Source organism: Methylobacterium sp. NEAU K, assembly GCF_030700285.1.
Lineage (GTDB): Bacteria > Pseudomonadota > Alphaproteobacteria > Rhizobiales > Beijerinckiaceae > Methylobacterium.
Genome location: NZ_JAUYZJ010000012.1, coordinates 1 through 24579 on the forward strand (window position 1 = coordinate 1; position 24579 = coordinate 24579).

A 24579-nucleotide genomic window follows, 5' to 3' on the forward strand; every position below is an offset into this window, starting at 1 on the left:
TCGCCCTGGCGTCCGAGTACGGGCGCTACGGCTACCGCCGTGTCACCGCGCTGCTGCAGGCAGACGGCTGGCAGGTGGGCAAGGATCGGGTTCAGCGCATCTGGCGTCGCGAGGGGCTGAAGGTCCCCCAGAAGCACCGGCCGCGCAGCCGTCTCTGGCTCAACGACGGCTCCTGCGTGCGGCTACGGCCGCTCCGCCGCAACCATGTGTGGAGCTTCGACTTCGTGCAGGCGCAGACGCACGACGGGCGGAGCCTGCGCATCCTGACGCTGATCGACGAGCACAGCCGGACCTGCCTGGCGCTGAAGGTGGCCCGACGCATCAACAGCGTAGGTGTGATCGAGGCGCTGGCCGACGCCATGTGCCTGCACGGTATCCCGGAGCACATCCGCTGCGACAATGGCCCCGAGATGATCTCGAAGGCGCTGCGTAAGTGGGTCGCCAAGACGGGGCCGCAGATCCAGTACATCGCACCCGGCTCGCCGTGGGAGAACGGGTATTGTGAGAGCTTCAACGGCAAGCTGCGCGACGAGTGCCTACACCAAGAAATCTTCTACTCGCTGAAGGAGGCGCAGATCGTGATTGGTCTATGGCAATCTACCTACAACCGCGTCCGACCGCATTCGTCGCTTGGCTATCGGCCACCTGCGCCTGTCAGCTTCCCGGATCTGGCCTTCCGGCTACCCATGGCCGCCACCATGCAGTAGCCTCTCAATCGGCTCGGTCCAAAATACCGGTCAGGTCATACGTTCACACCCTCGCTGCTGACGAGAATGGTCGTCTCCGCTTGCTCGAACCTGAGCGCATCGATGTTTGAAACCTCGCCGGCATGAAATGCTGCTGACGACGGGTTGATCCACCACGGAGGCCGCATGCAGCGTCGATCGACCCAGGTTGTCTCGACGCATCTGAATAAAGCCCAGCAATCCATCCTAGTGCACAGACGCGGAGGGATGATACAGGGCGATTTCGCTAAGGCCCTGCCGTTGCAGCACAATATTTGATCCGGCCTGTGCGTTTTGAATGCGTTTTTGAACTAGCTCCGGGGGTGCCGCAGTGGCGCACGCACTTCGTCCATCCGATTGCTCGGAGATCCCAATAAATCTGTGATCCAGCGGCTCGATGGATACTGTTCGCAGACCGTCAGGATCGCAATCACGATCGGTACGCCGATGAAGGCGCCGGCGACCCCCCATAGATAGGTCCAGAAGAATACCGCAAACAGAACAATGAACGGCGACATCGCCAGCGCGTTTCCGGCGACCCGCGGCTCCAGGTAGCTCCCGACAACGAACTGAATCAGATTCAGGCAGACAAAGATCGTGAGAGCCGTCTGCCACGATGCGAACTGGGCTATGGAAAACAGAGTCGGTAAGACAGTTGCAACGAAGGGTCCGATCACCGGGATGTAGTTCAGGACGAAAGCAATCACTCCCCACTCGAGGGCGAGCTCGAGCCCGGTGATGGCCACGAAAGCCGATACGAGCGCGCCTGTCATAAGGCTCATCAGCGTGCGGACGAGCATGAACCTGCGAAGCTTCACGCCTGTTCGTGCGCACCCAGCGAGAAGAGCACGTCCGAACTCGCGCGCGCCGGCGGCGGTCAGCTTTCGCACCACATCGTCGGCTTCGAGCAGGCCCAGAATGACGTAGATCAGGACGACGAACAGGAAGGTCGCCGTGCTGTTGAACCGACTCGTCAACTCGGGCAGCTGGCGCAGCAGCCATTGAACGTTGAAGTGCTCGGCCCAGAGCCCGGCGAGGAGGATCCCGTGTTTTTCCAGCCAGTCTGCCGTCTGAGCGTAGAGGTCTTGCAGGCGCATGGCGTCGCTGATGACGGACCGGACGACCCTGCTAAATCCCCAAATAACCAAGGAGCCGAACGCTAGGATAGCAGCGGCTGTCAGTGTGACGCTGATCAAAACCGCCAGGACTCTGGGAAGAGCCGCCTGAAGCCGCCTCTGAAAAGGCCATACGATGGCGATCACGAAGAGGGCGAAGGCCAGGGGCGCGAACACCGAGCGGGCGAGAGTGAGCGCGCCACCTATCAGGATCAAGGCGCAGATGGCGTTCAGGATTTCTGTTGGCTTTGCAGGCTTGAACATGTGGGCGCCTCCGACGCCAGCCCGCCGACTCGGGAGCCCGTCAAACCGATACGTCCGATCTTACGATCGTGCCATGCACTCCTTCATGAAGCGATTGCGCGCAGCAAAACGTCTGTCGAACCGTCGGAGCCTAGCCTGCTTGAGGCAGTCGACGCGCATGGCGGAGTCTACGCCTCTCACAGACTTCGACGTCTTCGCGTCGGCAGTAGCGGAGCTGAGGGCGACGAGGATAGCAAGCGTCCCGACAAGAGCTTTCATCCCGGTCTCCCTTGATGCTTCGGCTTCGTGAGCAGCGCAACGTCGACGCTGACGGCACTCGATACCGCGGGCGAATTCTCATCGCCGACAGCACTCGACCAAGATTCCTTATGATTACATATGCTGCCGGCCGTGTCACTCCGCCCTGGTGAAGATCGGCATACTGCATTCGTCCGCGTCGGGTTCCGTTGACGTCCCGACGAAACGCCCGTAGTTTTGGAACCGGAATCGAAAATAAGCTAATTTAACGCGTCTGATTCAGCCAACAAAAGGCTCGGCACTTCTGGATCGTGGGTGAAGTCAATAGTTCCGAAGCCTGCGCTTTCGAGAACTGGCGCGACGGCCAAGTTGGTTCCGATCTGAAGCGAAGGAGGCTTTTATGACAGCCCTCAATCGCCGCGCGATGCTCGTGGGAGCATCGTCCGGAGTCTTCGTCGCGTCCGTAAGCTTGGCTCTCATGCCGAGAGCTGCCGAGGCCCTAGTGTTCTCGCCTGGCATCTCCGGTCAAGGCGCTCGCGACCACGGCGCCTCCGATCAAGCAAGCCGCAACAATCTTATCGAAAACGCGCGGGTCGTCGTCGTAAATCCGCGTCGCCGTCGCCGCCGCGTTTGTTGGTGGCGTCGTGGACGCCGAGTGTGCGAGTGGCGCTGACAAAAAGGGCTGTCGCTCGCCGGAATCGAGCGTATACTTTGAGGCATCACAAGCAATTGGACTTGCGACGCCGGCGAGACAATATCGTCAAAGTTGTCGCGATAGCCCGGGCCACAGACGGACGGCAAGCTGGTCACGGCGCTGTTGTGCAGCAGGCTGTCGAGGGTTCCGGCTCTGATGACCGCGGCCCGGATGTCGACGTGACGAGGATGAACTATCCTCCGTCAGTTTTCCGAACAGCGCTCCGAGAGAAAAAAGGTGAGAGTATCGCCTGATGAGGTGGGCGGCTCCCATGAGGAGGCGTCCAGTGCACGAGCAGCGGCTCTCTCGCGAACAGTGCCGCGACGGGCGACGCCGCTCGTGTGGGCGGCCAGATGCTCTCCAGCGATAGGCCAGGCCGATCAAAGGCCTGAGAACAATCGATAGGCCGAGTAGCCCCCAGCGGTTATACCCCTTGAAGGAAAGGATCGAGGTCGAGAGACGAGCGTTGGCCGAGATCGGCTCGGTGTAGATCGAGAAACTTGGAAGCCGCACGCCTACCCTCGCCCCGAATCAGGGTGAGAAACGGCCATTCGGCATTGAGCTTGGATGAATAACCAAGATCCAGCATCATCTCGCTGGAGATCCGGTGGATCCTCATGCTCGCCCATCGTGCCCCTTCCTGGTCGCTCAGACTGGCAACGCGCTTGAGCAGTGCCATCATCCTGAGCTCCTTCATCAGGACGGCGTTGAACGACACCTCATTGAGCCGATTTGAGATCTCCCGGGCCGAGTTCGGCGATCCCGGCCGCTCGATCGGGTTGATCTGAACCGGAAGGGTATCCTGGGAGTCGCAATCGCGGATGAGGGGCGTCATCGTCGGATTGCCGGCATATCCTCCATCCCAAAAGGGGATTCCCCTCGATCACGACGGCCTGGAACAGCGTCGGGAGGCAGGCCGAGGCGAGCAGCACATCGGGGCTCAATTCCTCGTTGCGGAACACGCGTCCTCTGCCGCTCTGGACGTTCGTAGCCGTGACGAACAGCTTGATCGGGCTGCGCGTCAGGCGGTCGAAATCGATTGCATCCTCGAGGATCGCGCGCAGCGGATTGGCGCCGGCTCAGATTGAGATCATACGGCGAGACGACACGCGCCATCATGTCCAAGGCGACGAAGAGGGGCGAATGGTCGAGGCTCCAGCGCCCGAGCAGGATGTCCAACGGGCCGCGGCGGAACGGGCTGAACCTTGCGGCATCGGACACCTGCCGCCAGAATCCTTCGGGCGCAGCCTTCGCGCCAGCTGGCCCGTTCTGGCCGTAGCCATGGGCCAGTACTGCGGCGTTCATGGCGCCGGCCGACGTACCGGATATTGCTTCGATCTCGAGCTGGCGTTCCTCGAGCAGGCGATCGAGAACGCCCCAGGTGAAGGCGCCGTGGGCGCCACCGCCCTGCACCGCGAGGTCGATTAGAAGCGGATGGAACTCTCCTTATCGGGGTTGCGCGGCATTCGTACCTCCGATCCGGGGCCGGGATGCGGATCGCCGGCGCAGCGACTCCGACCGCTGGTGCCAGTTTTGTCAGCTGTCGCGCTTGGCTTGGGCGTCCTTGACCGCTTGCGAGACGCGACCGATCTCGGCTCGCTCCGTCGCGCCTGTCCGTCGGCCGCTCCCAATCGACCGCATACCATTGTTTGGCATCTCCCCGGCGGCCGGATGGTGCCGCACCGAGGAGCGCTTGCGCCTCAGGGCCTCGTCGATATTCATGCGTATCCGCTCGCGTCGCCGATCGGCCCGGTCCCGCTCGAGACGCGCGTTCACCCGCCGAACGGCGCGTGCGAAGACCTGCTTTTTCTCGGAAAGTCCACGCTCGCTGATTTCGGGTGCTTCGAGGCCAGATGAGGAGGCCTTGCCTCGCCGAGCGCGCCGGCGCGCTGCGACGATGTCACGAATTCGGTTGCGTCGTTCGCGCAGCCACCTAGCCAGCGCGAGGGATTCATCCGGCTCAAGCTTACCGAGATCGGGGTAATGGCTGAGCTTGACGCGCTCGAGTTCGTCCTCCGAGAGGAGTCGGCGTTCGGAAGCAATATCTACACCCATATCCGGCCTCTTCAGACATCAAGCGAACTACTCGTACTTTGCCTCAATCGGCCAGAATTGTCAGCTCTGTAAACACTAGGGATCTGATTGCGGGAGCCCAATAACATTGTATCCGAGGATATCGTGAAAGCCATAGACTCGATGCTGTGCGCCAAAATATTTATCCTCAGGAGGGATCTGACTGGCACCGTTGTCCCATCGGATCAAGCATGCGTTCGCTTTCGATGTAGATTGCCGTGAGTTTCGGGAGACGGCTCATGAGCGGCGGAGTAGCCTTCAACGAGCCGAGCCTCGGCACCCGAGCGAGCCAATGGTGGCTCGTCGCCGCCGGTGTTGTTCTCCTCGTCCTCGAGGCAACGGGCCTCTACATGACGGTTACCCTCACCGTCGTCAGCACCTTTGGGTACAGCGTCCTACTTTTAATTGCCGGGCCAGCGGAGATCATAGAGGCCGTTGCACAATCGCGCGGGAGCGAGCCGTAGCACTCTCGCGCGGCTTGGGGCTTGGCCGGCGCGCTATACTTCATTGGCGGCCTGTTTGCGGTCTTACAGCGCTTGCAGGCCTCCGTTTCGTGCTGATCGCATCGGGTATTGCCAGAGCTGTGTGGGCCGTCGTCCACGAGGTGAAGACCTCCCGCTCCGCGGTTATCCTATTTGCTTTGATTTCGGTGCTGCTCGGGGCGGCCATCATCCGGCAGTGGCCCTATTCCGGCCTTTGGGCGATGGGGCTGTTCGTCTCATGCGATCTGATTGTCGCCGGCCTGTCTTGGTGCTGGGTGGGGCTGGCCCGAAATTCGCGGGCCGCGACACCGATTCGGGCCGGTCTGGGGGCACAACGCGCCAAGTAGAATGGCTCCTAGCTTGAACGGCTTGCAATGCTGGCAGAGTGTCGAGCGCCGCCCGCAAGTCGAAATAGCGGCTGCGTGCATACGTCCCGCCGTACCAGAATTCTGTAGACAGAGAATGAAAGCTACGCCTCATTCGGGCTCGGGTTTATCGGCAAAATTTCGCGAATGCGCTCGTGATTTTAGGGTGTGACGGGCTTAAGATCTGTAACGATCGAGCATAAGAAAATTGCAGCTCGACACTAATTTTGAACTAAGTCGACCGCAAGTGGCGAGCCAAGGCTCAACCAGCGAGAAAATGAGATGAACAAGATAATTGCCGTTGTCACGACCGCCATGCTCACCACGCTCGGAGTTGTAGGCCCTGCAACTTCCGTTTCTGCTCTGCCCGGAAGGCCTTCTGGTGTAAGTGTACCTTGGAACGTGATCTCGGTCGGACACAAATATTCACACCACGCTCGGCGCCACAAGCAGCCAACGCGCCGCCATCGACACATGTAGGACGAAAGGATTTCACAGCACCGTTCACTTACAATTCGTTTGCACCCGGACTCGATGCGGCACCCGTATCGTTCTCCGACTACGTGCAAGTCGGAGAGGTGGACAACGCGCCAGATCCGGCCGCCCCGCGGCTCGACATCGGAGGCTTCGGGTTCGGCAGGCTGGGGCAACTCTGCTTCCACGATGCCTCACACCAGCGCTGCCCCCTAGGCACGCACAGACAATGATCACGCTATTGGCCTCGCCAGAATCAGTAGCCTCAGAGTGGCGCGTGATCGGCGATGTCCCCCGGTTCAGCGAGAGTGCGCTGCTCGGCGCAGGTCTGGGCGGGTACTTCTACCGCCCGCTTAGCGAGGGGCCGTCAGCCCAAATCACCGGCACGGCACATGGCGCGGCGGCTGAGCGAAGCTGGAAGATCCGGAGGAAGTGAGATTCGGACGAGGAATATATACCGGCTTTATTGAAGAAGCTGAAAGCATCGATCGCGTCGACCGGGTTGACGAGAAACCTAGGCAGGAGACATCAAATGGCTGAGCTTGTTGTCATAGGTTTCGAGGATCTCCATGAGGCAGATCGTGCGCTCAACGAGCTGATGCGCCTGCAGAAGGAATACCTGCTCGACCTGGAGGACGCCGTGGTCGTGACCCGCGATCCAGGCGGTAAGATACACCTGAAGCAAAGCTTCGATCTCGTAGGAACCAGCGCCGCCCTCGGAGGCTTACGCGGGGCTATGTGGGGCTCGCTTGTCGGGCTGCTGTTCCTAAACCCACTCATCGGTCTCGCGGCCGGTGCGGCACTGGGCGCCGGCGCAGGAGCCATGTCGGGGAGCCTCATCGATTACGGCATCAATGATGACTTCATCCGCTCGATCGCGCAGACGTTGCAGCCCGACACGTCGGCGTTGTTCGTTCTTGTGCGCAAGGCTCAACCCGAGAAGGTGTTGAGCGACATCTCACAATTCCGCGGTCGGGTGATCCGCTCGTCGCTCTCGCCGGAACAGGAAAGCCGGCTGCAAGCTGCCCTCTCGGATCCGGCAATCGGCACGCTGGGCGGGACCGTTGCAACCGCAGCACCTGTCCCGAACACGACGGGCTTTGCCGTGAGCGACGGTACATCTCCTTCGCAGGTGAGAGCCCACTGACAGGCTCGATTAGTGCATTCGTCACGAGCGCGCCACGAGTTCTACCGCCGAGGTTTGGCCGTCCAGACTATGCTAAGCATAGGCCGGATGGCGATCACTCTGCGCGATCACCCAAGGTACGCCTTCGGAGTGCAGCATGAGCACCTTCGCCGCTGATCCACAGCCGTCTACCCTGGACGCGACTGCACTGAGGTCGAGGGGCCATCTTCCTATGGATGCTTCGACGTTGACCGCCGACTACATCGAGCCCCCGTACATCTTCCTGCGCCCTAGGGTTGAGTGAGACACCTCGTTAGCGGACGCTGTCCGCAGCAGAGGTGGATGATGACGACAGAGACAACGACGGCCGTGGCGGCAGGTCCGGGGCGGGGCGGGCGGATGTCCCGGCAGCGCAAGCGCGATGCGGTGCTGCGGCTGATACGCGGTGAGGACCTGGAGATGGTCTCTCGCGAGCTGGGCGTCACGGCGGCGACCTTGAGCGACTGGCGCGATGCCTTTCTGTCCGGCGGCGAGGCCCACCTGGCGACCCGCGCGACCGATGGCGAGGCGCTGGAGAGCGCCCGTCTGAAGGCCAAGCTCGGCGAGATGCTGTTGGAGCGCGAGCTTCTGGAGGCCAATATCGCGGTCCTGGAGGGCGGCCGCCCTTTAGCGCGGCGGAGGTGGAGGCCATGAGCCGGACCTCCTCGCCGAGCCGCGGCAGGCCCTATGGTCTGGCCCGGGTCTGCCGGGTCTGGCGGACCGCGCGTGCCAGCGTCTATCGGCAGCGTCATCCCGCACGGCCGCAGGCCCAGCGGCCTGGACCGACCGGCCCGATGCCGGACGCGGCCCTGGTGGCGCGGATCCGCGGCGTCCTGGCCGCCAGCCCGTTCCACGGTGAAGGCCACCGCAAGGTCTGGGCGCGGCTGCGCGTGGCTGGCGTGCGCACCTCCAAACAGCGCGTGCTGCGGCTGATGGGCGAGCACGATCTGCTCGCCCCCGCCCGCGTCGGATCCCCCCGGGGCCCGCGCAACCACGACGGCACCATCATCCCCGAGGCACTGAACACGATGTGGGGCACCGACATGACCACGACCTGGACGGGCGAGGGACAGGTCGCGGTGTTCATCGCCATCGATCATCACAACGCCGAGTGTATCGGCGTCCATGCCGCCCGGCGCGGCACCCGCTTCGAGGCGCTGGAGCCGCTGCGCCAGGGCGTCCGCCGCCATTTTGGAGCCGTCGCCAAGGACGTGGCGCGCGGGCTGAGCATCCGGCACGATCACGGCAGCTGCTACATGGCCCATGATTTCCAGGCCGAGCTCGCCTTCTTGGGGGCGGAGAGTTCGCCCGCCTTCGTGCGAGCGCCCGAGGGCAACGGCTGCGCTGAGCGCTTCATCCGGACGCTGAAGGAGAACCTGCTCTGGGTGCAGAGCTTCGACACCCTGGAAGCCTTGCGCCACGCACTCCTGGCCTTCCGGGAGACCTACAACACCACCTGGCTCATCGAGCGGCTCGGCTTCCAATCGCCCGCCGCTGCCCGCCAGGCACGACTTTCACCCGCGGCTCGCGCCGCGTAGGCTCCTTCCCGGTGTCTCATAAACCGAGGGCGCTACAGCTTCGAGGCGATGCTGTGGCTGCGCAAGGGCTTCGGCTTTGCCGGCGTGTGGGCCGTGCGCAAGCAGAACCGGCTGCTCGGGGTCTGCTTCGGACTTCAAAAGGTTAACGAAGCCTGAAACCGAGTCGGACCAGCCCGTCCTGCGGCCTACGGCACGGCTTGCGACAGGCCCCTGTTCGGTGGCCAGCCGGGCACACGCACGCGGTTTTGGTGCGAGAAGGGGCGGTTCCGGCCTTGAGCAGCACGGAAGGCCGTTCGCTTTTCGTACCCGCTGTGGCGGCGGCGCGGCAGCCAGCGCCAAACGGCCTGGCTACGGTGTGGGCGTCTCTAAGGCGCCCCCATGCTCAACCGCTCGATCCTCACCCGTAGCGCCTTCATCGGGCTGCTGCTCGCCGCCCTCGTGGCGCTGGCGGACGGCGTTGCCCGTCATGAGCTGCAGCAGGCTACTGGCAACACGACCATAGCATCCGCCACGGTGATCGCGGAGCCGGCCGACGCCTCAGATTAATAGGCGGGTGCCGCCCATCCAGGCCATAGCCTTCCTCGTGGCCCTTGCGGGCGCCGGGCCGGCCTCGGCCCTGACGGCCGAGCCGGCCGATCCGCGTGCGCTGGAGCAGGCGTGGCACCGCTGCCTGCGCGAGGCCTATGCTCACCAACCCACCGGCCAGAGCCAGGCAGGAGACGAGCGCAACGCCTTGGACCAGTGCAGGGCGCAGGAGGACGCCTACGTTGCCGCCGTGATGGCGGCAGGGCCCGCAGGCACCGATGAGCACCCGGCCGCCTGGGCGCGGACATGGGCGGCCTACGTGGTGTACGTGGTGGATCCGGTCAAAGCCTGGATCGACGCGCTGCGGCGTTGATCCGCGCCGTAGCCGCTAGGCACTGCCTGCAACAACAGGCCGTGGGCCGGCGCCTCGCGGTGTCCAATTCCCCCGCATACGCCGACCCTCACGCAGCTGCCCGGCCTAGGCGCCACGGGCAAGGTAAAGGGAACTGGCCCGCACCCGCCTGTTGCCGCGTGTCCACCCGCAACAGCACCGTGTGGGTCGCGAACACCTCGGGCGCATCAGCAAAGGGAAGCGCTACTATATCAGGTGTGTAGACAGAAAAAAGGCCGCCCTGAAGGAGCGGCCCGAAGTCTTGGGAGGAAACGCCCTTGGAGAAGGGCTGCTGAACCGCGACGCCATCGCGGCCCAACGTGGCCGACATGGGCACCCTGCGCGTGGCGGACAACCGCCTACCGAGCGCAGGTAAGCGCATAAGTGGCGCTGTTCTTCCCCTCAGGTGCGCTTCCACACCATAGCTCAGCGCAGCTGCCCACCGCGCCCAAGCCGACGCCTTGGAGATCGAGTCCCAGGCCAAGCGCCGGCTGGCGGATGAGTACGACGCCGCGCAGCAGCGGGGCGAGGTGGCCGTGCAGGGGCAGCACGCCGCTCATGTTCCTGATGGGAACATGAGGGCTGCCGTCACCGATCTCGGCCTGACCCGCAAGGCGATCCACGAGGCACGGCAGTTGCGCGACGCGGAGGCGGCCGACCCGGGCGTGATCCGCCGCACCCTCGATGCCCGGCTGGCACAGGGCCAGGAACCCGCCAAAGGCGCCTGCGACGAACCGAGTGGACCAAGCTGCGCGCCCTCAAAGCAGAGTTTGTGACGGTCAGCTGCACATGGCGACCGCGGCGAGGCTCGGTGGTACCCGCGGTCTCAGCATCGTCGCTGCCGGACAGGACGGTGGATCGTCGTCATCGTCCCGGCGTCCAGGTCGGATGTACCGACGCAGGTTTGCAAGCCGGCTCAGGCGGCGCCGGGCTGGTGCCTGAGTAAGCGCGGACATGTTCATCCCTGGAGAAGGACGGCGATCAAGCTCGGTTAGGGCGGCCAGCACAGCATCGACGGATACCGGCTCGGCCTTGCAGCCTGTCAGGCAGCGCAGGCCGGGCGCATTCACAAGGGCGCACGCATCCGATGCCCAGGACGCCAGGATTGTGCGCTTTTCTGATCGGGACAGCAGCGGGTGGGTCAGCACCTCCCGCGGGTGGCGAAACACGTCGCCGGGCGCGACAAGCGCCTGCCACGCCTCGAAGGAAGCCGGCTGGGTGGCAGTCGGGTTCATAGGGCCAGAATGCGAAAGGCGGGTCTCCATCATCGACATAGGTCGTTCTCCCTGAAAGTGCGCTGCAGGGTGCAGAAAGGTGTGGCCCTCGCGGACTATCGAGTTCGCGAGGGCATCTGTTCAGAAGCAGTTCGGCAGGGCTCAGGCGGCCTTGGCGTGGTCCACGACCTGCGGCTGCGCGTTGTCCTGGCCGACAGCCGCTGAGGCGCCGCCGATCGGGATGCGCCGCGGCTTGAAGGCCTCTGGCACCTCGCGGACGAGGTCGACCGTCAGCAAGCCGTTCTCCAGGCTCGCGCCGGTGACCTTCACGTGGTCGGCCAAGTCGAAAGTCTGCCGGAACTGGCGCGCGGCGATCCCGCGGTGCAGGAACTGATGCTCGCCATCAGCATCCTTCTTCTGGCCGTTGACCAAGAGGCGGTTGCCGTTCTGGGTCAGATCGATCTCGTCGGGCGCAAAGCCCGCCACTGCCAGGGTGATACGGTAGGCGTCGTCGGCGACCTTCTCGATGTTGTAGGGCGGCCACGCCGCCGAGGGCTCGGCACGGGTCGCCTGATCCATCATGTCGAACAGGCGATCGAAGCCGACACTGGAGCGGTAGAGCGGGGCGAAGTCGAAGGTCCTCATAACCACATCCTCCTGCGAGCAACGTGATGACGAAGGCCACCGGACACCGTGTCCGGCGCCCAAATGCGAGCCCGAATGGGCCTCGCACACGCGCGTAACGCCAAAGACGAGGCCGAGTTCCAACGCGGATGCCGGATTTTTCGTGACGTCAGGCGTGCGCCAGGGCGGCCTGCGCGACGCCATCCTGCACAGCGCCGGCGCTAACGCGGCCCACGGCCTGCGCCGCACGAAGGATGACAAGCGGCGCGCGGTCCTGATGCTTCTGCGGGACGCGGTGTGGGGCAAGTGGAACGACAGCAAGATTGCCAGGGCGTGTGCTGTTAGCCAACCGTTTGTGACCAAGGTGCGAAGCGAGCATCTTGCAACGTTGCAAGATAGCACCCGCCTCGTAGAACGCGGCGGCACCGTCTACCCGATGAAACTGAGGGGCAGCGCCAAGCCGGCTGAGCCGGCGCCGAGCGTCCCCGTCGAGGCTGTTCCTGCCGAGCCGACGTTGCTTCTGAGCCGGCCCCGCCCATGCCGGTGCAGCTTGCCGACGCTCTGGCTCGGCAGTTTCGTCAGGAGGCCGAGCAGGTGCGCGGTCCCCAAAGCAGCCCCGGCTCTGCCGTGTCCAACGCGGTCAGCCTGCGCCGCGCATGGATGCACCGCCGAGCAACGTGCCGTTAACCATACTGACTCACCCTTGCTGCAACAGCGAAGCGGCGAGGACCCTATGGCAGCTTCACCCCGTCCGACGGCGGCATTCCTGGCGCGGTACCCGGTGCCGATCGGACTAAATTCAGCCCTCTACCGTGCAGACGATGTCGAGCGCGACCGCTTGCTGTCCACCCTCCCCGAACATGGACGAGCGCGGGTTGCTGCCTACTGCGCCGAGACGGAGCGGCTGCAGTTCCTCGGCCTTCGGGTAGCGTCCACCTGCGCAGAGGCGAGCCTCGTTCGAGCCGCTGGCGCCACGATCGGCGCCAGCCTGTTCGCGCGGTCGCGGATCGACACCGCAACGGCACACTGAACGGCCATGCTAACGGCCAGTCAGCAGGCCTGCGAAGTGAAGGTGGATGGGGCGTGGCACCCTACCACCCTCGCGGAGGCGCGCGGCCTGTACACGATGGCGCAGAAGCGGTGCCCGGCCTGCCATGGCCAAGTCATCCTCGCGGGGAGCTATATCGGCGCGGGCCGTTTGAAGCTGCAGCACCGCCGGACACACACCGGTTGCCCGCTCAAACCCGAGACGTACACCGGCACGCCATCGCCACACCCTCAGGCGCTAACCTGAAGCCCTACAGGCGGGCTTGTCGCAAACGCGGACGGGCCCGCGTTCACGGGTCGTTAGCCATACCCGCCCAGCTTGCCGCCTCCGCCTTGGAGCCGGCCCATGATCCCGTCCGCCATCGCCGCCAAGCTCAAGCAGCGCGCCAAGGCCGACTTCAAGGGCCGGCACTACGAGGCGGCCCTCATCATCCAGGCAGTCTCCTGGTACCTGCGTTACCCGCTCAGCTATCGCGACATCGAGGAGCTGTTCCTGGAACGCGGCTGGGAGGTCGATCACAGCACCCTGAACCGCTGGGTTCTGGCCTACGCGCCGTTGATCGAGAAGCGGCTCCGCCAGTTTCGTCGGCCTCACTGCGGGTCGATCCGGATCGACGAGACATATATCAAGGTGCGGGGCGAGTGCGCTACCTCTATCGGGCTATCGACAAGCACGGCACGTCGGTGGACTTCCTGCTCACCGCCCGGCGCGACCTCGAGGCGGCCAAGCGGTTTTTCCGCAAAATGCTGGCGGATCAGCCGCTTCTCGCGCCCGACCGCATCGGCACGGATGGCGCCGGAACCTATCCGCCGGCCATCGCCGAGAGCCGGAAGGCGGGCCTACTACCCCACACGCCGGTCCAATACGTGACCAAGCATCTGCAGCAAGGGATCGAGAGCGACCACTTCCGGGTGAAACGACCTATGCCCCGGGTTGGTGGCTTCCGGTCGTTCAACACGGCGCGGCGCACGATCTGCGGCTTCAAGGCGATGCTGTGGCTGCGCAAGGGCTTCGGCTTTGCCGGCGTGTGGGCCGTGCGCAAGCAGAACCGGCTGCTCGGGGTCTGCTTCGGACTTCAAAAGGTTAACGAAGCCTGAAACCGAGTCGGACCAGCCCGTCCTGCGGCCTACGGCACGGCTTGCGACAGGCCCAAAAATCATCAGTCGCCCGACCCGTCCCATAAGCGCGCGTTATGCGAACGATCCTTCTGAGGATCGCAATCCGACCGCGGCGGTGCATCCGGAAGCGGACGTTCCGTCTACGACCCTTGTCGGCCGCGCGGAGAGCGACTGGCGCATCCCGAAAGCCGCCGTTAATTAGCCGTCCGGCAAAGTCGGCCGGGAACGGGAGGCGAAGGCCACACACTAGGGATTTGAGGGTGCTGAAATCAGCTATCAGGACCCTGGCGTTCGCAACTCTCGCAGGAGCGCTGTTCTTCGCCGCATTCCTCTATGTCATACTGCACGCTGCCTGCTCATTGATTGTTTGTGATGATAAGTGGTGCGATCCAGGAGCCATCGCTTCGGATATAGCGTCGCCGGACAGGCGGCACTTGGCCCGCATCTATCATTCCTTCTGTGGACCTCCAGGTGGAGCATCGAACAGCTATCGTGTAGTCCTACGCGGGAATGATCGACATACAAATGATGAGGTCATTATATTCAGACAAGAGGACGATGAGCGCCTCGTGCGATGGATTGGGACTGATCGACTGTCCATCAGCCCGGGTGGCTGGAATGGCCTCATCTCGCGCAGCGAACATGAGGCAAACGGGGTGAACATCCAATACGCGGTTGATCTCAAGGCTATGTCAGATGCCTCCGCGAACGAGCAGAAGCGGATCACGGATCACTTCAGTTCAGACCAAGCCGAGGGCATCAATGCCATTTCGACGCGGGGGTTCGGCCGGTTTCGGTCCTGGGCCGAGCGCAATGCCAGCGTGTCAGTGGATCACTGATAAGGTTCACTCCAACAAGCTTTAACGCCGAATGGCCGTCATGGCTTGTGAGTGGTCCCCGTGGCTAGGTCCGCTTCGATGCATCTGCCCCCCGCAAGCGGACAGGCAGAAATCCACCCATCTGAGACGTTCGTCCGGGCGTTGGACGCCGGCAGATGCTGGCCGGAAGCGGCTCGTCCGCTTCGATGACGGGTCACCGAAAAAGCAGACGGCCCCCTACCGACCCATTGCGGGCGCGCTGAGAACCGTCGGCGCAGCTCGGAAGCCGTCATCCGTGGGCGTGCGCTGCCGACCGCTCGTAAATATCTATGGCTGAGCTGAAACACGCGGCGACGGCTCGCATTAATGGATCCATGTCAGGATCCCGCCCCGTCGCTGTCCTCGCCGAAGATGAAGCGATCGTCCGTGCGGCGGCGGCCGACATGCTGTTCGATCTCGGCTTCGAAGTGCTTCAGGCCGAAAATGCCGAGGGCGCGCTGCAGCACCTGGAGGCCCGCGAAGGTGCCGCACTCCTCTACACTGATGTCAACATGCCGGGGCCGATGGACGGCTGCGACCTTGCGCATACCGTCCGCGCCCGCTGGCCGGCGACTCGGATCATCGTCTGCTCAGGCTGTACACGCGAGGAGGCGGCGCTGCTCCCAGAGAAGATTTCTTTCATCGTCAAGCCATGCGCCGAGCGGGTGCTACGGCAGGCGGTCCTGGCCCTGCGCCTCAACTGAGACTGCGCTCTCTCGCCCCCTTCATGAGCCGGCGACCGAGCGGTATACGGCAGCGCTTGAGACGAGTTGGGCAGGACGGATACAGGTGCCGAACTTCGAGGAGGAAGCTCGCATCATTCGCGAGCTGACACGGGCAGGCTCCGGGCCGGACCCGTTCTCTTCGGCTGTCCGCGCCACGCGCATGCCCATGCTGATCACGGACCCGCGACAGACCGACAACCCGATCGTCTTCGCCAACGCGGCGTTCGCTCGGCTCACGGGCTACGACCGGGGCGAGATCATCGGGCGGAACTGCCGCTTCCTGCAGGGACCTGCGACCGACCGGGCGGACGTCGCGCGCTTGAGAGGCGCGATCGAGAGCCGGACGCCGATCGAACTCGACCTGCTGAACTACAAAAAGGATGGCTCCAGTTTTTGGAACCGCCTCCTCGTCTCACCCGTGTTCGGCGACGACGGTGAGCTGACCTATTTCTTCGCTTCGCAGTTCGACGTCACCCTGGAGCGTGAGCGCCTCGTTCGCCTCCAACAAGATCGGAATGATCTGGAGGCGGAAGTCGCCCAGCGCAATGCCGCGTTGCAGGCGAGCGAGGAGCGGCTGCGCTTCGCTCTTGAGGCCGGACAGCTCGGGAGCTGGAGCATCAACCTCGACACCGGGCATTTGACCGCATCCGACAGCTGCAAGGCCATTTGCGGACGTCGGCCAGGCGAACCGATGAGCCTCGAAGACCTCCGCAGCTCCATCCATCCGGAGGATCGAGCGGTCCAGCAGGCCGCGATCGAGCAGGCGATCACGAACCGGTCGCTGCAGGTAAGGCAGCTCTGTCAGTGAACCAGCTGCTCGCCGAGCCGAAGGCGCACCGCGGCGAGACGGTAGTGGTCCGTGGGACCCGGTGCGTTGATCCTTGTGTCGCGGGCTTCATCTGCGAGGCTGAAGCGGGTGTACGGCGTCTGCGCCTGGACGCATCTGCTCTCGGAGCCGACATGGCGCAGGCGATCGCGGAGAAGCTGATCGGCCCCTGCAAGGGCGTGGCCGCCTTGTCCCGGTTGATCTGCACCTTAGACGTGAAGTTCACGCCGACCGGCTCGGGCTTCGAGGACGGCGTGACCATCGTCCATACGCCCGAGATCGATATGAGCGCACCGACGCGGCGGTGAAGCCTCTGGTTGCCGGCGCCGTCAGCACCTCTATCCTGGCGGGATGCGCCACGCTCTCGCCGCCGTCCTGCTGCTCACCGGCCCAGCTCTGGCCGCGGAGCCGATCGTGGGCCGCGCCTCTGTCACCGACGGCGACACGGTGGTGATCCGTGGGACCCGCATCCGCCTGCACGGCATCGATGCACCCGAGAGCGCGCAGCTCTGCCAGGACGCTGCTGGCAAGTCCTACCGCTGCGGGCAGGTGGCGGCGCTCGCCTTGGCGGACCGGATCGGTGAGGCCAACATCTCGTGCGAGCCGCGCGACACCGACCGGTACGGCCGGACCGTCGCGGTCTGCCGGAAGGGCGACGAGGACCTGAACGCCTGGATGGTGAGTCAGGGCTACGCCACGGCCTACCAGCGCTACTCCCGCAACTATGTCGGGGTCGAGATCGCTGCTAGTGCGCTGAAGCGTGGTCTGTGGGCCGGCACCTTCGATCCGCCGTCGGACTGGAGGCGCGCCAAGCGGGCTGGCGGCGTCGAGACTCGGCCGGAGATGGAGAAGCCGCCTGCCGCCGCTCCGGCGCCCCCTCAAGCCGCCTGCGCGATCAAGGGCAACATCTCGCGCAAGGGCGCCAAGATCTACCACCTGCCCGGGACCCGGGACTACGACCGGACCGTGATCGACCAAGGTTCCGGCGAGCGCATGTTCTGCAGCGAGGTCGAGGCGAAGGCGGCGGGCTGGCGAGCTGCGCGAAGCTGATCCGATTTGGCTGTCGGGCCAGCCTGCTGCAGGAACTTTGGCGCGGGAAGCGGGTACAGTCAGACGATGACCGACACCCCCATCCGTGCCGACGACGCACTTTATGAGGCCCGCGGACTGGTGGAGGCGTCACGAACTTCCATAGATGTGACGCGACACAAGATAGCTTCCACAGAAGCTCATGTGGCCGAGGAGGCAGCAATCAAGGCGCGCAGCCTTGCTGCGATAGCTGCATCGCTGGCATTATTGGCCCGGTGAAACGCCATCCCCACGGGTAATAAGCCGAGCCGATACGCAACGCGGCTCGGAGGAGTAGGATGGACAGCGGCACTTACTGGGTGGTGCGGATGACGGCCGCTCAGCCGTCCCAAGTCGGGACCGGCGGCTCAAGCAACGCCGCAGGCGTGCTGCCGACAAGCAGCGCTAGCATCTCGGTACGGGAACTCAGCAGGATGGCGGGCGGCTCGCCCGTGATGAGGCGCCAGCGTTCGACGAAGACGGCGTCGGGCAGATCGGCAATCGTATCCGCGCCCGACGTCACGAGGCCCTTCTGGGAATGGCCGGGTGCACTCATGGGCCCAGAACGGACGCAGCACCCGTTTGGTCCATCGCCACCCGTCGGATGGTGAATGACGCGTTGTTGCAATCGCGCACGAAGAAGCCCCGCGCGTCAATGCCGGCGGGGCTGTTTGAACCCTTACGAGGCGGACAGCTCACTCAGCCGCGGCAGCCGCCTTCTTCGGCTTGCTGGTCCGGGCCGGCTTTTCAGCCGGTGCAGCCGCAGGCTCGGCAACCTTCTTCCGACCGCGGGCCTTGGGCGCCTCCACAACCGTCTCGTCGGCAGCAGCAGCCTTCGGGGCCGCGTTCCGCCGCTGGTTGCCCAGGCCCAGGCTCTTGGCGAGCGCGGAGCGCTGGGCCGAGTAGTTGGCCGCCGTGGACGGGTAGTCACGTGGGAGGCCGAAGCGCTCGCGGTATTCCTCGATCGTCAGCCCGTTGCCGCTCAGGTGCCGCTTCAGAGTCTTGTACGGCTTGCCGTCGATGAAGCTGATCAGTGCGTCCGGCGTGATGGACTTCCGGATCTGAGACGGGGTCGCTTTCTCCACCGTAGGCACGGCCGAAGCAGAGGTGCCGCTGAGTCCGGACAGAGCCGCATGAACCTCGGCCAGAAGAGCCGGAAGGTCGGCTGGCCGAACCGAGTTCTTCGACACGTAAGCCGCAACGATGTCGGTGGTGAGTTCGATGAAGCTGGTCTGCTCCACCGCAGGGATTGTTGCGCTCTCGTCCATTTGCAGCTCCTCGATATGCTGCTGCAACGAACGATGCCAGCGTGAGCGTTAGTCAAGAGACATTTGCGGTTTCCTGAGGGGATGCGGCGGATATCGACCAACTTTGTGGAATGCTTCTGATTTGTATCGCCAGCGGCCCTCCCTCAGGTCCAGTCGCTCAGGTCTTCCTTGGCGCCCGGCTCTCGCGCCGCCCAGCCGGCGCCGTCAGCCTTGCCGGCGCGCATGTCGTTGGCCTGATCCATCGTGAGGCCCGGCGCTCCGTTCATGCTGTTCGGCCTGAGGACACGGGGCGCTCCGTTCGAAAGGAAGTCGGAACTGCCGCCGTCGGCTCGCTCAACCGTCGCTCCATTACCGATGCGAAGGCCGCGCATCGCAGTCGCAGTTGTTGCTGTGAATTTATCGACGCGTGTCCGAGGATTGTAGCCTTCGGCACGCTCGTACATCGAAGCTCCAGCGGCAGCCGCAATCGGATTAGTCGCCCGATTGAGCTGGGTAAGCGCGCGACCTTCGCTGCTATGTACCCGCTTCGGCCGGGGGTGGTCCCAAGGACCCATTCGACCCCCTGGGGGGCTGGGGTCCTCCTTCGGGATCTCCGTCGCCCCATCGGGACACAGGATCTCGCTTGCCTGGACCGGGTGAGATCCCGAGACTTTCTTCCCGATCGGTCGGCGCCCTGTGCTACTGTCTCTCTCAGCCCCGCATCTGCTGCCGAGCTGTTGGATGGCTACTCCATGAAGCTCATGCTCGGTCACCAAGGCGATTGGGTCGTCGGCCCTCGCGAACTGGCTTCGCGGCTCGATGTGCGCGTTGCAGATCTGAAGCGGATGAAGCGGCGCGGGCAGGTCGACGCCAAGCTCGCGACTGGCGATGGTCAGGATACCGGCCTCTCGCGCGTGACCGTCCGACTGCCCGACAGGGGCTGGTCGGGCACCTTCGACCAGGGCGGTGCGCTGATCAGCGAAGACGTGTGGTGAGGCGGTGGGCGGCGCGGATTTAGCCATCTGGTCGAGCCGCACGGCCCACTGACCGCCGCGTTTCTCGGCGACCCCAACGATCCCTCGCTTCACAGCACGGCGACAGCGCTGAGTCACTGCCCCCTTATCGACACCGAGGATCTGCACCGCCCGGCCAAGTCGAAACCCACGGCTCAGGCTCTGTCAGCGGCGGCATCGTCACGGCCGTCTCGGCGAGCATCCGGCGCTGGGCACTGATCGCCTCGTCGAGCGCGACCCGCATGCTCTCCAGCTTCTCAAGGACGTCGAGCTGCTTGGCCTCTGCTCGGCGGGGGGCATCGCAGCAACTGTGTGCCCGAAGTAGATCGGGACGCGTTACCCTCAGAGGGCACTTGCACCGCTGCCCAGTCAGGGAACCACGATGAATACTCTCATGTTTCTGATCTCCAGATTCGTCCAGTTCTTTGCGGGCGGAGGAGAAAATGCAAGTCGTACGTCCGATGATATAGAGCGGAGAGAGGAATCTACTGGCGAAAATAGGTTCGTTGAAGCTAGAAGCTTTGATGAAAACTATCGGGATGCGACGGGCATACTCAAGGCTCGCATGGACAAGCGCTTTCCTGACAATTATCGCGCAAGATTGGGAACCGACGGGAGCGGAACCTACGATCATGGCCAGGATCGCGCTGCCGCAATCGATACCATGTCGACGGCGATAGCTACGGCGCTTCGCAAGGGAGCTACCGTCCCGCAGGCTGCCGCAGTAGGCGCGGCCAGCGTCGGTATCTGAGCGGTGCGGCAGTACCTCGGCTGGCCGATGGCGCGGCTCTCCACCTCCACCTCGTAGCGAACCACCTCCACCACCCCCACCCACCCCTACGGAGGTGGTGGTGGAGAAGGTTTTGCCTCCACGTTCACCACCGTTCTCCACTCCACCTTGCAGGGTGGAGAAAGGCTCATTCGTCGGCATCTCAGGCATGCTGGCCGACCTCCACGAAGTCTCGTGCCCGGCCCTTGTCGTCCTTGCCCTCGACCACGGCGAACATGCCGGTTTCGATCCAGACCTTGAGCAAGCGGCTGACCTTGCTGCGGTGCGCCTTGGTCTGGGCCGCCCGGCGCAGGCCAACGCACGACGAACTAATCCAGGCTTGGCCTACGAGGGCGGCACCGAATCCGGCCGAGATTGCGCGTGGCTGGTGGCAGCCAACCGTCGAGGTGCTGCGAGAGGAACGCCTCAGGGCAGCTTCCCTGGAGCGCGCATAAGCGACGCGGCGGTCACGGGATGCAGGCCGCATGGGAGGCACCGCAACCGACCTCTAGCCGGTCTATCGCTTTCGAGTTTCCAGGAGGAATGCATGTCGCGATTACCGGCTTGCTCGCTCTCACGCGGCGGCAAGCGGGTCTCGTTCCCCAAGGCGGTGCCTGTCCCGAAGCGCGGCCAGGGCCTCGTCGGCGGCCCGCTGCCCACTGTCGTGGGCACCATGCGCGGTGGTGAAGTCGAGGGGATGAGTGGCCTCGCCCGCGAAGAACAGCCGGTCCTCGAATGGCTGGGCCAGCCGAGCCCGCGCTTGAGATCTGCCCGGAAGGGCGCAGCTATACGCGCCGCCGATGGACGCCATCCGGCTCCATGACGTCGCGGCGAGCGGACGGATGGCCGTGGCCACCTCGCTCCCGAACAGCTCGACCAACTGAGCAGACACGTACGCGAAGCCGGCGGCTGGGCCCTCCTCCTCCAAGATGCGGGCACCGTCGCCCCCGAGGAACGCCTCGATCACCGACCATCCCTTGGGCCGGATGGAGTAGGAGGCAGACCTCAAGTCGTGCAGGTTGCCGTAGGCATGCGTGTCCGGCTCGAACGCGGCATCGCGCCCGATCTCCAGAAAGATCTTCTCGTTGCGACCCAGCGGAAGGGCGGCGGCCGCCTCGCGCCAGGGATCGACCCCGGAAGGAAGGCGGATCGCGTCGCCAGCCAGGACCGCGGTCGAGACCGTGAGGATGGCGGCCCCGGCACGGACGGTGCCGGCGCGGGTGGTGACGGCGACGCCGTCCGCCGTCACGTCGATCCGCTCGGCCGGGGTAGCCAACCGCAGCGCCGTCGAGGTCGGAAGGCTGGCGGCGACCAGCGTGCCGTAGCCGAGCGGCAGGTTCCAGTTCTTGCCCGTCGAGGCATCGTCGTAGGCTAGGTAATCGGTCGTGGAGATCTGCTCGAGCGCTGCGCCGCTCATGAAGCCGGCGATGGCCCGCACATAGCCGTTCCAGGGACCGCCGGGCTCCAGGGCGTCGCTCGCCCGGTCGCTGCCCGAGGTGACGGCGCGGAGCCGCTCCTCCCAGCTGCCATAGGCCCTCCACGCCGCCTCGTTGTCGTTCTTGTCCTCGTCCAAGGACGGATGCGCCTTCGCCCACGGCGGGTCGCTGCGGTCGACCGGGAAGCCCGCAGCCTCGGCGATGCCGACCCATGCGTTGCGGTCGCCCGAGTGAAGCCACTCGCAGCCGAGGTCGAGCGGATTGCCTCCGAGGTCCTGCGTGAACGCGCGGCCTCCAAGACGCGAGGAGGCTTCCAGCAGCAAGGCCGAGGCGCCGTGGGCCGCGAGCCGTCGCGCGGCGCCAATGCCGGCGGCACCTCCGCCTATGATGATGACGTCGAACTGAGTGGCCATGAGGTTGTAACTGAGATCGGGCATCGAACGGGACAAGCGGCGTGTCGCTCATGCCTGACCCACGAATCGAGGATGCTACAAGCCCGGTTGCCTCTCGCATCTGCTACAACCGTCAGGTCCCGAGCGAGCATTCGCTTGCTCGGGATGAAGGTTCGGAAACGATGCAACTGGGACTTGCGGCCCGCCCCGCGCCAATGTCCGCTTCGAAGATGTCAGCAGACGCCGCTGAATGGCTGAGTTGGGCGCCAACCCGAACGTCCGGTTCCGAGCGCGCTGACGACCCTGCGTTGCGTAGTGTGGACGGAAGCGGCTGCAATCATCCGCGCGATCGTAGGATTGGGCGTGAGCGTCAACATGACGACCCTCGTCGAAGATGTGGAGACCGATGCCCAGAGGATTGCGATCGCTGCGGAAGGCACTCTCGAAATGCAGGGCATCCTGTTCAGCCCGCCGCGCTCCCCCCACGAGATCGATAGCCTCCTTCAATCCGTCGAGAGTGCGATTGCGGCTGTCTAGGTTGGCCGAGGGCGAGGCGTTGCAGAAGAGCAACCCCGTCGGACTGGGGCGCTCATGTGGTGCGATGGAAGACCTTTGGTCGACCGAAGGGCCCGACGCCGAGCCGCATTTGTTCATATAGGTCAGCACAACCGCCTTAGCTGGGCTCTGAAGCGGGTCGGGCGCGGCGCCTTTTCCAGCCCGGCTTAGCCGAGATGAAAACCGCTCAACAAGGTCTCGGCTCGTCGATCGCTGGCGTCGCATGAGGCGCAGCCGTCGAGCGCGAAAACGCCAAATTCCTCCAAAATCAAGCTTTTGCGGGAAAATCGCGGCGAGAAACAAATCTTCATGGGACGAGGCCGATAATTTTCTGTCCGCCGAACACATTGAATCAAGGACTTAGCGAGTCTCCAAAGATACACTTTTGTGGGAGGCTACACCGAGCGCCATCGCCACAGCCACGTCATCGCGGTGATCGCCAAGCCCGGCTCGGTCCGCACCGCCCTCGACGCGGCCGAGCGCATGGCCGCGCTTCTCGGCGACGCTGCGATGCCGCTCCAGGGTTGCCGCCTCGTCACCCTGCGGGTCGGCGCCATCAAGTCCAGCCGCGACGCCCGGACCGGCGAGGCGCGCGCGACCCTGACGGTCGAGGCCGTCACCGAGACCACGTGAGAGGAGGGGGCCGATGGGCGCACAGAAGGGCAAGGACCTGCTGCTCCGGGCCGGCGACGGCGCGGGCGGCTTCGTGGCGGTGGCGGGCCTGCGCAGCCGGCAGATCACGCTCAACGCCGAGACCGTGGACGTCACCAACGCCGATTCCGCCGGGCGCTGGCGCGAATTGCTGGCCGGCGCCGGCGTGCGCCGGGCGGCGATCTCCGGCTCGGGCGTGTTCCGCGACCAGGCCTCGGACGCGCGTCTGCGGCTGATCTTCTTCGAGGGCGCGATCGAGACCTTCCAGATCGTCGTGCCGGCCTTCGGGACCCTTGAGGGCCCGTTCCAGATCGCGAGCCTCGAATACCGGGGCGACCATGCCGGCGAGGTGACGTTTGACATCAGCCTCGACTCGGCGGGCCTGCTCGCGTTCACGGCGGCCTGACGCGGTGGCCAACCGGATCCGCGGCGAGGTGCCGCTCGACCTCGCCGGACAGCGCTACACCCTCTGCCTCACCCTGGGCGCGCTCGCCGAGCTGGAGGGGGCGCTCCGGGCGGGCGACCTCGTCGGCCTGGCCGAGCGCTTCGACGCTGGCCGGGTCTCGGCGCGCGACCTGATCGCCCTTCTGGGCGCGGCCCTGCGCGGCGGCGGCCACGCCCTCGACGATGCCGCCGTGGCGCGGTTGCCGCTCGCGGGCGGTCTCGAGGCCGTCTCGGCGGCTTTGGCCGAGGTGCTCGCCGCCGCGTTCGGGGAGGCGCCGGGGCCGGAAAACCCTCGGTAGAGCCGCTGCCCGACGCCCCGCGACCGGCACCGGCTCGAACCCTTCCCCACGAAGCCCCGGCCTTTCCCTGGGACGACGCCCTGGCGCTCGGCCTCGGGGCGCTGGGCTGGAGCCCGCGCGCCTTCTGGGCGGCGACGCCGCGCGAATTCGCCGCCGCTCTTGGCCGCCGCCGCAGGCCGGAGCCGCTGACCCGCGCCGCCTTCGAGGGGCTGCTCGCCGCCTATCCCGACCCGACCTGACGAGGC

Annotated in this window: 27 protein-coding genes and 4 pseudogenes; 22 read left to right on the plus strand and 9 right to left on the minus strand. The window is 64.8% G+C overall.

Translation table 11 applies throughout. From position 1 onward, the window contains the following. The coding region (locus tag Q8W67_RS11725) for an IS3 family transposase (RefSeq protein WP_305545543.1) at nt 1–707 on the plus strand (707 nt) is incomplete at its 5' end. Nucleotides 708–1036: 329 nt separating this feature from the next. On the opposite strand, the gene Q8W67_RS11730 is transcribed toward Q8W67_RS11725, so the two are convergent. From Q8W67_RS11730 to Q8W67_RS11740, 3 genes and pseudogenes are all read right to left on the minus strand, one after another. After that, entirely contained in the window at nt 1037–2104 is a 1068-nt protein-coding gene (locus Q8W67_RS11730; protein WP_305545546.1) for an AI-2E family transporter, read from the minus strand. A gap of 1355 nt (nt 2105–3459) precedes the next feature. Further along, nucleotides 3460–4460 (minus strand): annotated as a pseudogene (locus Q8W67_RS11735) (patatin-like phospholipase family protein). A gap of 111 nt (nt 4461–4571) precedes the next feature. Continuing rightward, the gene (locus Q8W67_RS11740; protein ID WP_305545549.1) at nt 4572–5090 is read right to left on the minus strand and encodes a hypothetical protein; all 519 of its coding nucleotides are present in this window, start codon (nt 5088–5090) and stop codon (nt 4572–4574) included. 571 nt (nt 5091–5661) lie between these two features. Between Q8W67_RS11740 and Q8W67_RS11745 the strand changes: the two genes are divergently transcribed. The 7 genes and pseudogenes from Q8W67_RS11745 to Q8W67_RS11775 all read left to right on the plus strand — a co-directional run bounded on the left by Q8W67_RS11745 (nt 5662) and on the right by Q8W67_RS11775 (nt 10824). Beyond that, nucleotides 5662–5937, plus strand: a complete 276-nt coding sequence (locus Q8W67_RS11745) for a hypothetical protein (RefSeq protein WP_305545552.1) — start codon at nt 5662–5664, stop codon at nt 5935–5937. Nucleotides 5938–6961: 1024 nt separating this feature from the next. Further along, the gene (locus Q8W67_RS11750) at nt 6962–7576 is read left to right on the plus strand and encodes a DUF1269 domain-containing protein (RefSeq protein WP_305545555.1); all 615 of its coding nucleotides are present in this window, start codon (nt 6962–6964) and stop codon (nt 7574–7576) included. Between the two features lie 324 nt (nt 7577–7900). Continuing rightward, nucleotides 7901–9132 (plus strand): annotated as a pseudogene (locus Q8W67_RS11755) (IS3 family transposase). A gap of 39 nt (nt 9133–9171) precedes the next feature. Beyond that, nucleotides 9172–9288: pseudogene (locus Q8W67_RS11760) on the plus strand (IS6 family transposase); the annotation flags it as partial. 222 nt (nt 9289–9510) lie between these two features. Beyond that, nucleotides 9511–9678, plus strand: a complete 168-nt coding sequence (locus Q8W67_RS11765) for a hypothetical protein (protein ID WP_305545557.1) — start codon at nt 9511–9513, stop codon at nt 9676–9678. Nucleotides 9679–9685: 7 nt separating this feature from the next. Continuing rightward, nucleotides 9686–10030, plus strand: coding sequence for a hypothetical protein (locus Q8W67_RS11770; protein ID WP_305545560.1), 345 nt, complete (start codon nt 9686–9688; stop codon nt 10028–10030). Between the two features lie 479 nt (nt 10031–10509). Next, the gene (locus tag Q8W67_RS11775; protein ID WP_305545562.1) at nt 10510–10824 is read left to right on the plus strand and encodes a hypothetical protein; all 315 of its coding nucleotides are present in this window, start codon (nt 10510–10512) and stop codon (nt 10822–10824) included. Between the two features lie 3 nt (nt 10825–10827). Here the strand turns inward: Q8W67_RS11775 and Q8W67_RS11780 are convergent, their stop codons facing one another. Both Q8W67_RS11780 and Q8W67_RS11785 read right to left on the minus strand, forming a co-directional pair. After that, nucleotides 10828–11322 (minus strand): hypothetical protein, encoded by a 495-nt coding sequence (locus Q8W67_RS11780; protein ID WP_305545564.1) that lies wholly within the window; start codon nt 11320–11322, stop codon nt 10828–10830. 102 nt (nt 11323–11424) lie between these two features. Then, nucleotides 11425–11907 carry an Hsp20 family protein gene (locus Q8W67_RS11785; protein WP_305545566.1) on the minus strand — a complete coding sequence of 161 codons (483 nt, stop codon included), beginning with the start codon at nt 11905–11907 and terminating at the stop codon, nt 11425–11427. Between the two features lie 1372 nt (nt 11908–13279). Between Q8W67_RS11785 and Q8W67_RS11790 the strand changes: the two are divergent. The 7 genes and pseudogenes from Q8W67_RS11790 to Q8W67_RS11820 all read left to right on the plus strand — a co-directional run bounded on the left by Q8W67_RS11790 (nt 13280) and on the right by Q8W67_RS11820 (nt 17768). Then, nucleotides 13280–14031 (plus strand): annotated as a pseudogene (locus tag Q8W67_RS11790) (IS6 family transposase). Nucleotides 14032–14312: 281 nt separating this feature from the next. Beyond that, nucleotides 14313–14891, plus strand: coding sequence for a hypothetical protein (locus tag Q8W67_RS11795; protein WP_305545568.1), 579 nt, complete (start codon nt 14313–14315; stop codon nt 14889–14891). 308 nt (nt 14892–15199) lie between these two features. Further along, entirely contained in the window at nt 15200–15613 is a 414-nt protein-coding gene (locus tag Q8W67_RS11800) for a response regulator (RefSeq protein WP_305545570.1), read from the plus strand. A gap of 85 nt (nt 15614–15698) precedes the next feature. Next, nucleotides 15699–16442, plus strand: coding sequence for a PAS domain-containing protein (locus Q8W67_RS11805; protein WP_370693863.1), 744 nt, complete (start codon nt 15699–15701; stop codon nt 16440–16442). 152 nt (nt 16443–16594) lie between these two features. Continuing rightward, nucleotides 16595–16768 (plus strand): hypothetical protein, encoded by a 174-nt coding sequence (locus tag Q8W67_RS11810; protein ID WP_305545572.1) that lies wholly within the window; start codon nt 16595–16597, stop codon nt 16766–16768. Nucleotides 16769–16811: 43 nt separating this feature from the next. After that, on the plus strand, nt 16812–17510 hold the full coding sequence (locus Q8W67_RS11815) for a thermonuclease family protein (RefSeq protein WP_305545574.1): 699 nt from the start codon (nt 16812–16814) through the stop codon (nt 17508–17510). Nucleotides 17511–17576: 66 nt separating this feature from the next. Beyond that, a complete protein-coding gene (locus Q8W67_RS11820) occupies nt 17577–17768 on the plus strand; it encodes a hypothetical protein (RefSeq protein ID WP_305545576.1) in 192 nt (63 codons plus the stop codon). Nucleotides 17769–17868: 100 nt separating this feature from the next. On the opposite strand, the gene Q8W67_RS11825 is transcribed toward Q8W67_RS11820, so the two are convergent. The 3 genes from Q8W67_RS11825 to Q8W67_RS11835 form a co-directional block, all read right to left on the minus strand. Then, entirely contained in the window at nt 17869–18084 is a 216-nt protein-coding gene (locus Q8W67_RS11825) for a hypothetical protein (protein WP_305545578.1), read from the minus strand. A 139-nt stretch (nt 18085–18223) separates the two neighbouring features. After that, a complete protein-coding gene (locus Q8W67_RS11830) occupies nt 18224–18796 on the minus strand; it encodes a MucR family transcriptional regulator (RefSeq protein WP_305545580.1) in 573 nt (190 codons plus the stop codon). Between the two features lie 143 nt (nt 18797–18939). Next, nucleotides 18940–19239, minus strand: a complete 300-nt coding sequence (locus Q8W67_RS11835) for a hypothetical protein (RefSeq protein ID WP_305545582.1) — start codon at nt 19237–19239, stop codon at nt 18940–18942. A gap of 288 nt (nt 19240–19527) precedes the next feature. On the opposite strand from Q8W67_RS11835, the gene Q8W67_RS11840 reads away from it, so the two are divergent. Together Q8W67_RS11840 and Q8W67_RS11845 are read left to right on the plus strand one after the other, a co-directional pair. Continuing rightward, on the plus strand, nt 19528–19770 hold the full coding sequence (locus tag Q8W67_RS11840) for a DUF6522 family protein (protein WP_305545584.1): 243 nt from the start codon (nt 19528–19530) through the stop codon (nt 19768–19770). A gap of 412 nt (nt 19771–20182) precedes the next feature. Continuing rightward, a complete protein-coding gene (locus Q8W67_RS11845; RefSeq protein WP_305545586.1) occupies nt 20183–20539 on the plus strand; it encodes a hypothetical protein in 357 nt (118 codons plus the stop codon). Nucleotides 20540–21131: 592 nt separating this feature from the next. On the opposite strand, the gene Q8W67_RS11850 is transcribed toward Q8W67_RS11845, so the two are convergent. After that, on the minus strand, nt 21132–22406 hold the full coding sequence (locus Q8W67_RS11850) for an FAD-dependent oxidoreductase (protein ID WP_305545804.1): 1275 nt from the start codon (nt 22404–22406) through the stop codon (nt 21132–21134). 342 nt (nt 22407–22748) lie between these two features. Between Q8W67_RS11850 and Q8W67_RS11855 the strand changes: the two genes are divergently transcribed. The 5 genes from Q8W67_RS11855 (at nt 22749) to Q8W67_RS26820 (ending at nt 24573) form a co-directional block, all read left to right on the plus strand. Continuing rightward, nucleotides 22749–22922 (plus strand): hypothetical protein, encoded by a 174-nt coding sequence (locus Q8W67_RS11855; protein WP_305545588.1) that lies wholly within the window; start codon nt 22749–22751, stop codon nt 22920–22922. Nucleotides 22923–23327: 405 nt separating this feature from the next. Further along, nucleotides 23328–23573 carry a hypothetical protein gene (locus Q8W67_RS11860; protein ID WP_305545590.1) on the plus strand — a complete coding sequence of 82 codons (246 nt, stop codon included), beginning with the start codon at nt 23328–23330 and terminating at the stop codon, nt 23571–23573. A 13-nt stretch (nt 23574–23586) separates the two neighbouring features. Continuing rightward, a complete protein-coding gene (locus Q8W67_RS11865) occupies nt 23587–23997 on the plus strand; it encodes a phage major tail protein, TP901-1 family (protein WP_305545592.1) in 411 nt (136 codons plus the stop codon). A gap of 4 nt (nt 23998–24001) precedes the next feature. Beyond that, nucleotides 24002–24334 carry a gene transfer agent family protein gene (locus tag Q8W67_RS11870; RefSeq protein WP_305545594.1) on the plus strand — a complete coding sequence of 111 codons (333 nt, stop codon included), beginning with the start codon at nt 24002–24004 and terminating at the stop codon, nt 24332–24334. A gap of 101 nt (nt 24335–24435) precedes the next feature. Next, the gene (locus Q8W67_RS26820) at nt 24436–24573 is read left to right on the plus strand and encodes a phage tail assembly chaperone (protein ID WP_370693868.1); all 138 of its coding nucleotides are present in this window, start codon (nt 24436–24438) and stop codon (nt 24571–24573) included. Nucleotides 24574–24579 lie beyond the last annotated feature (6 nt).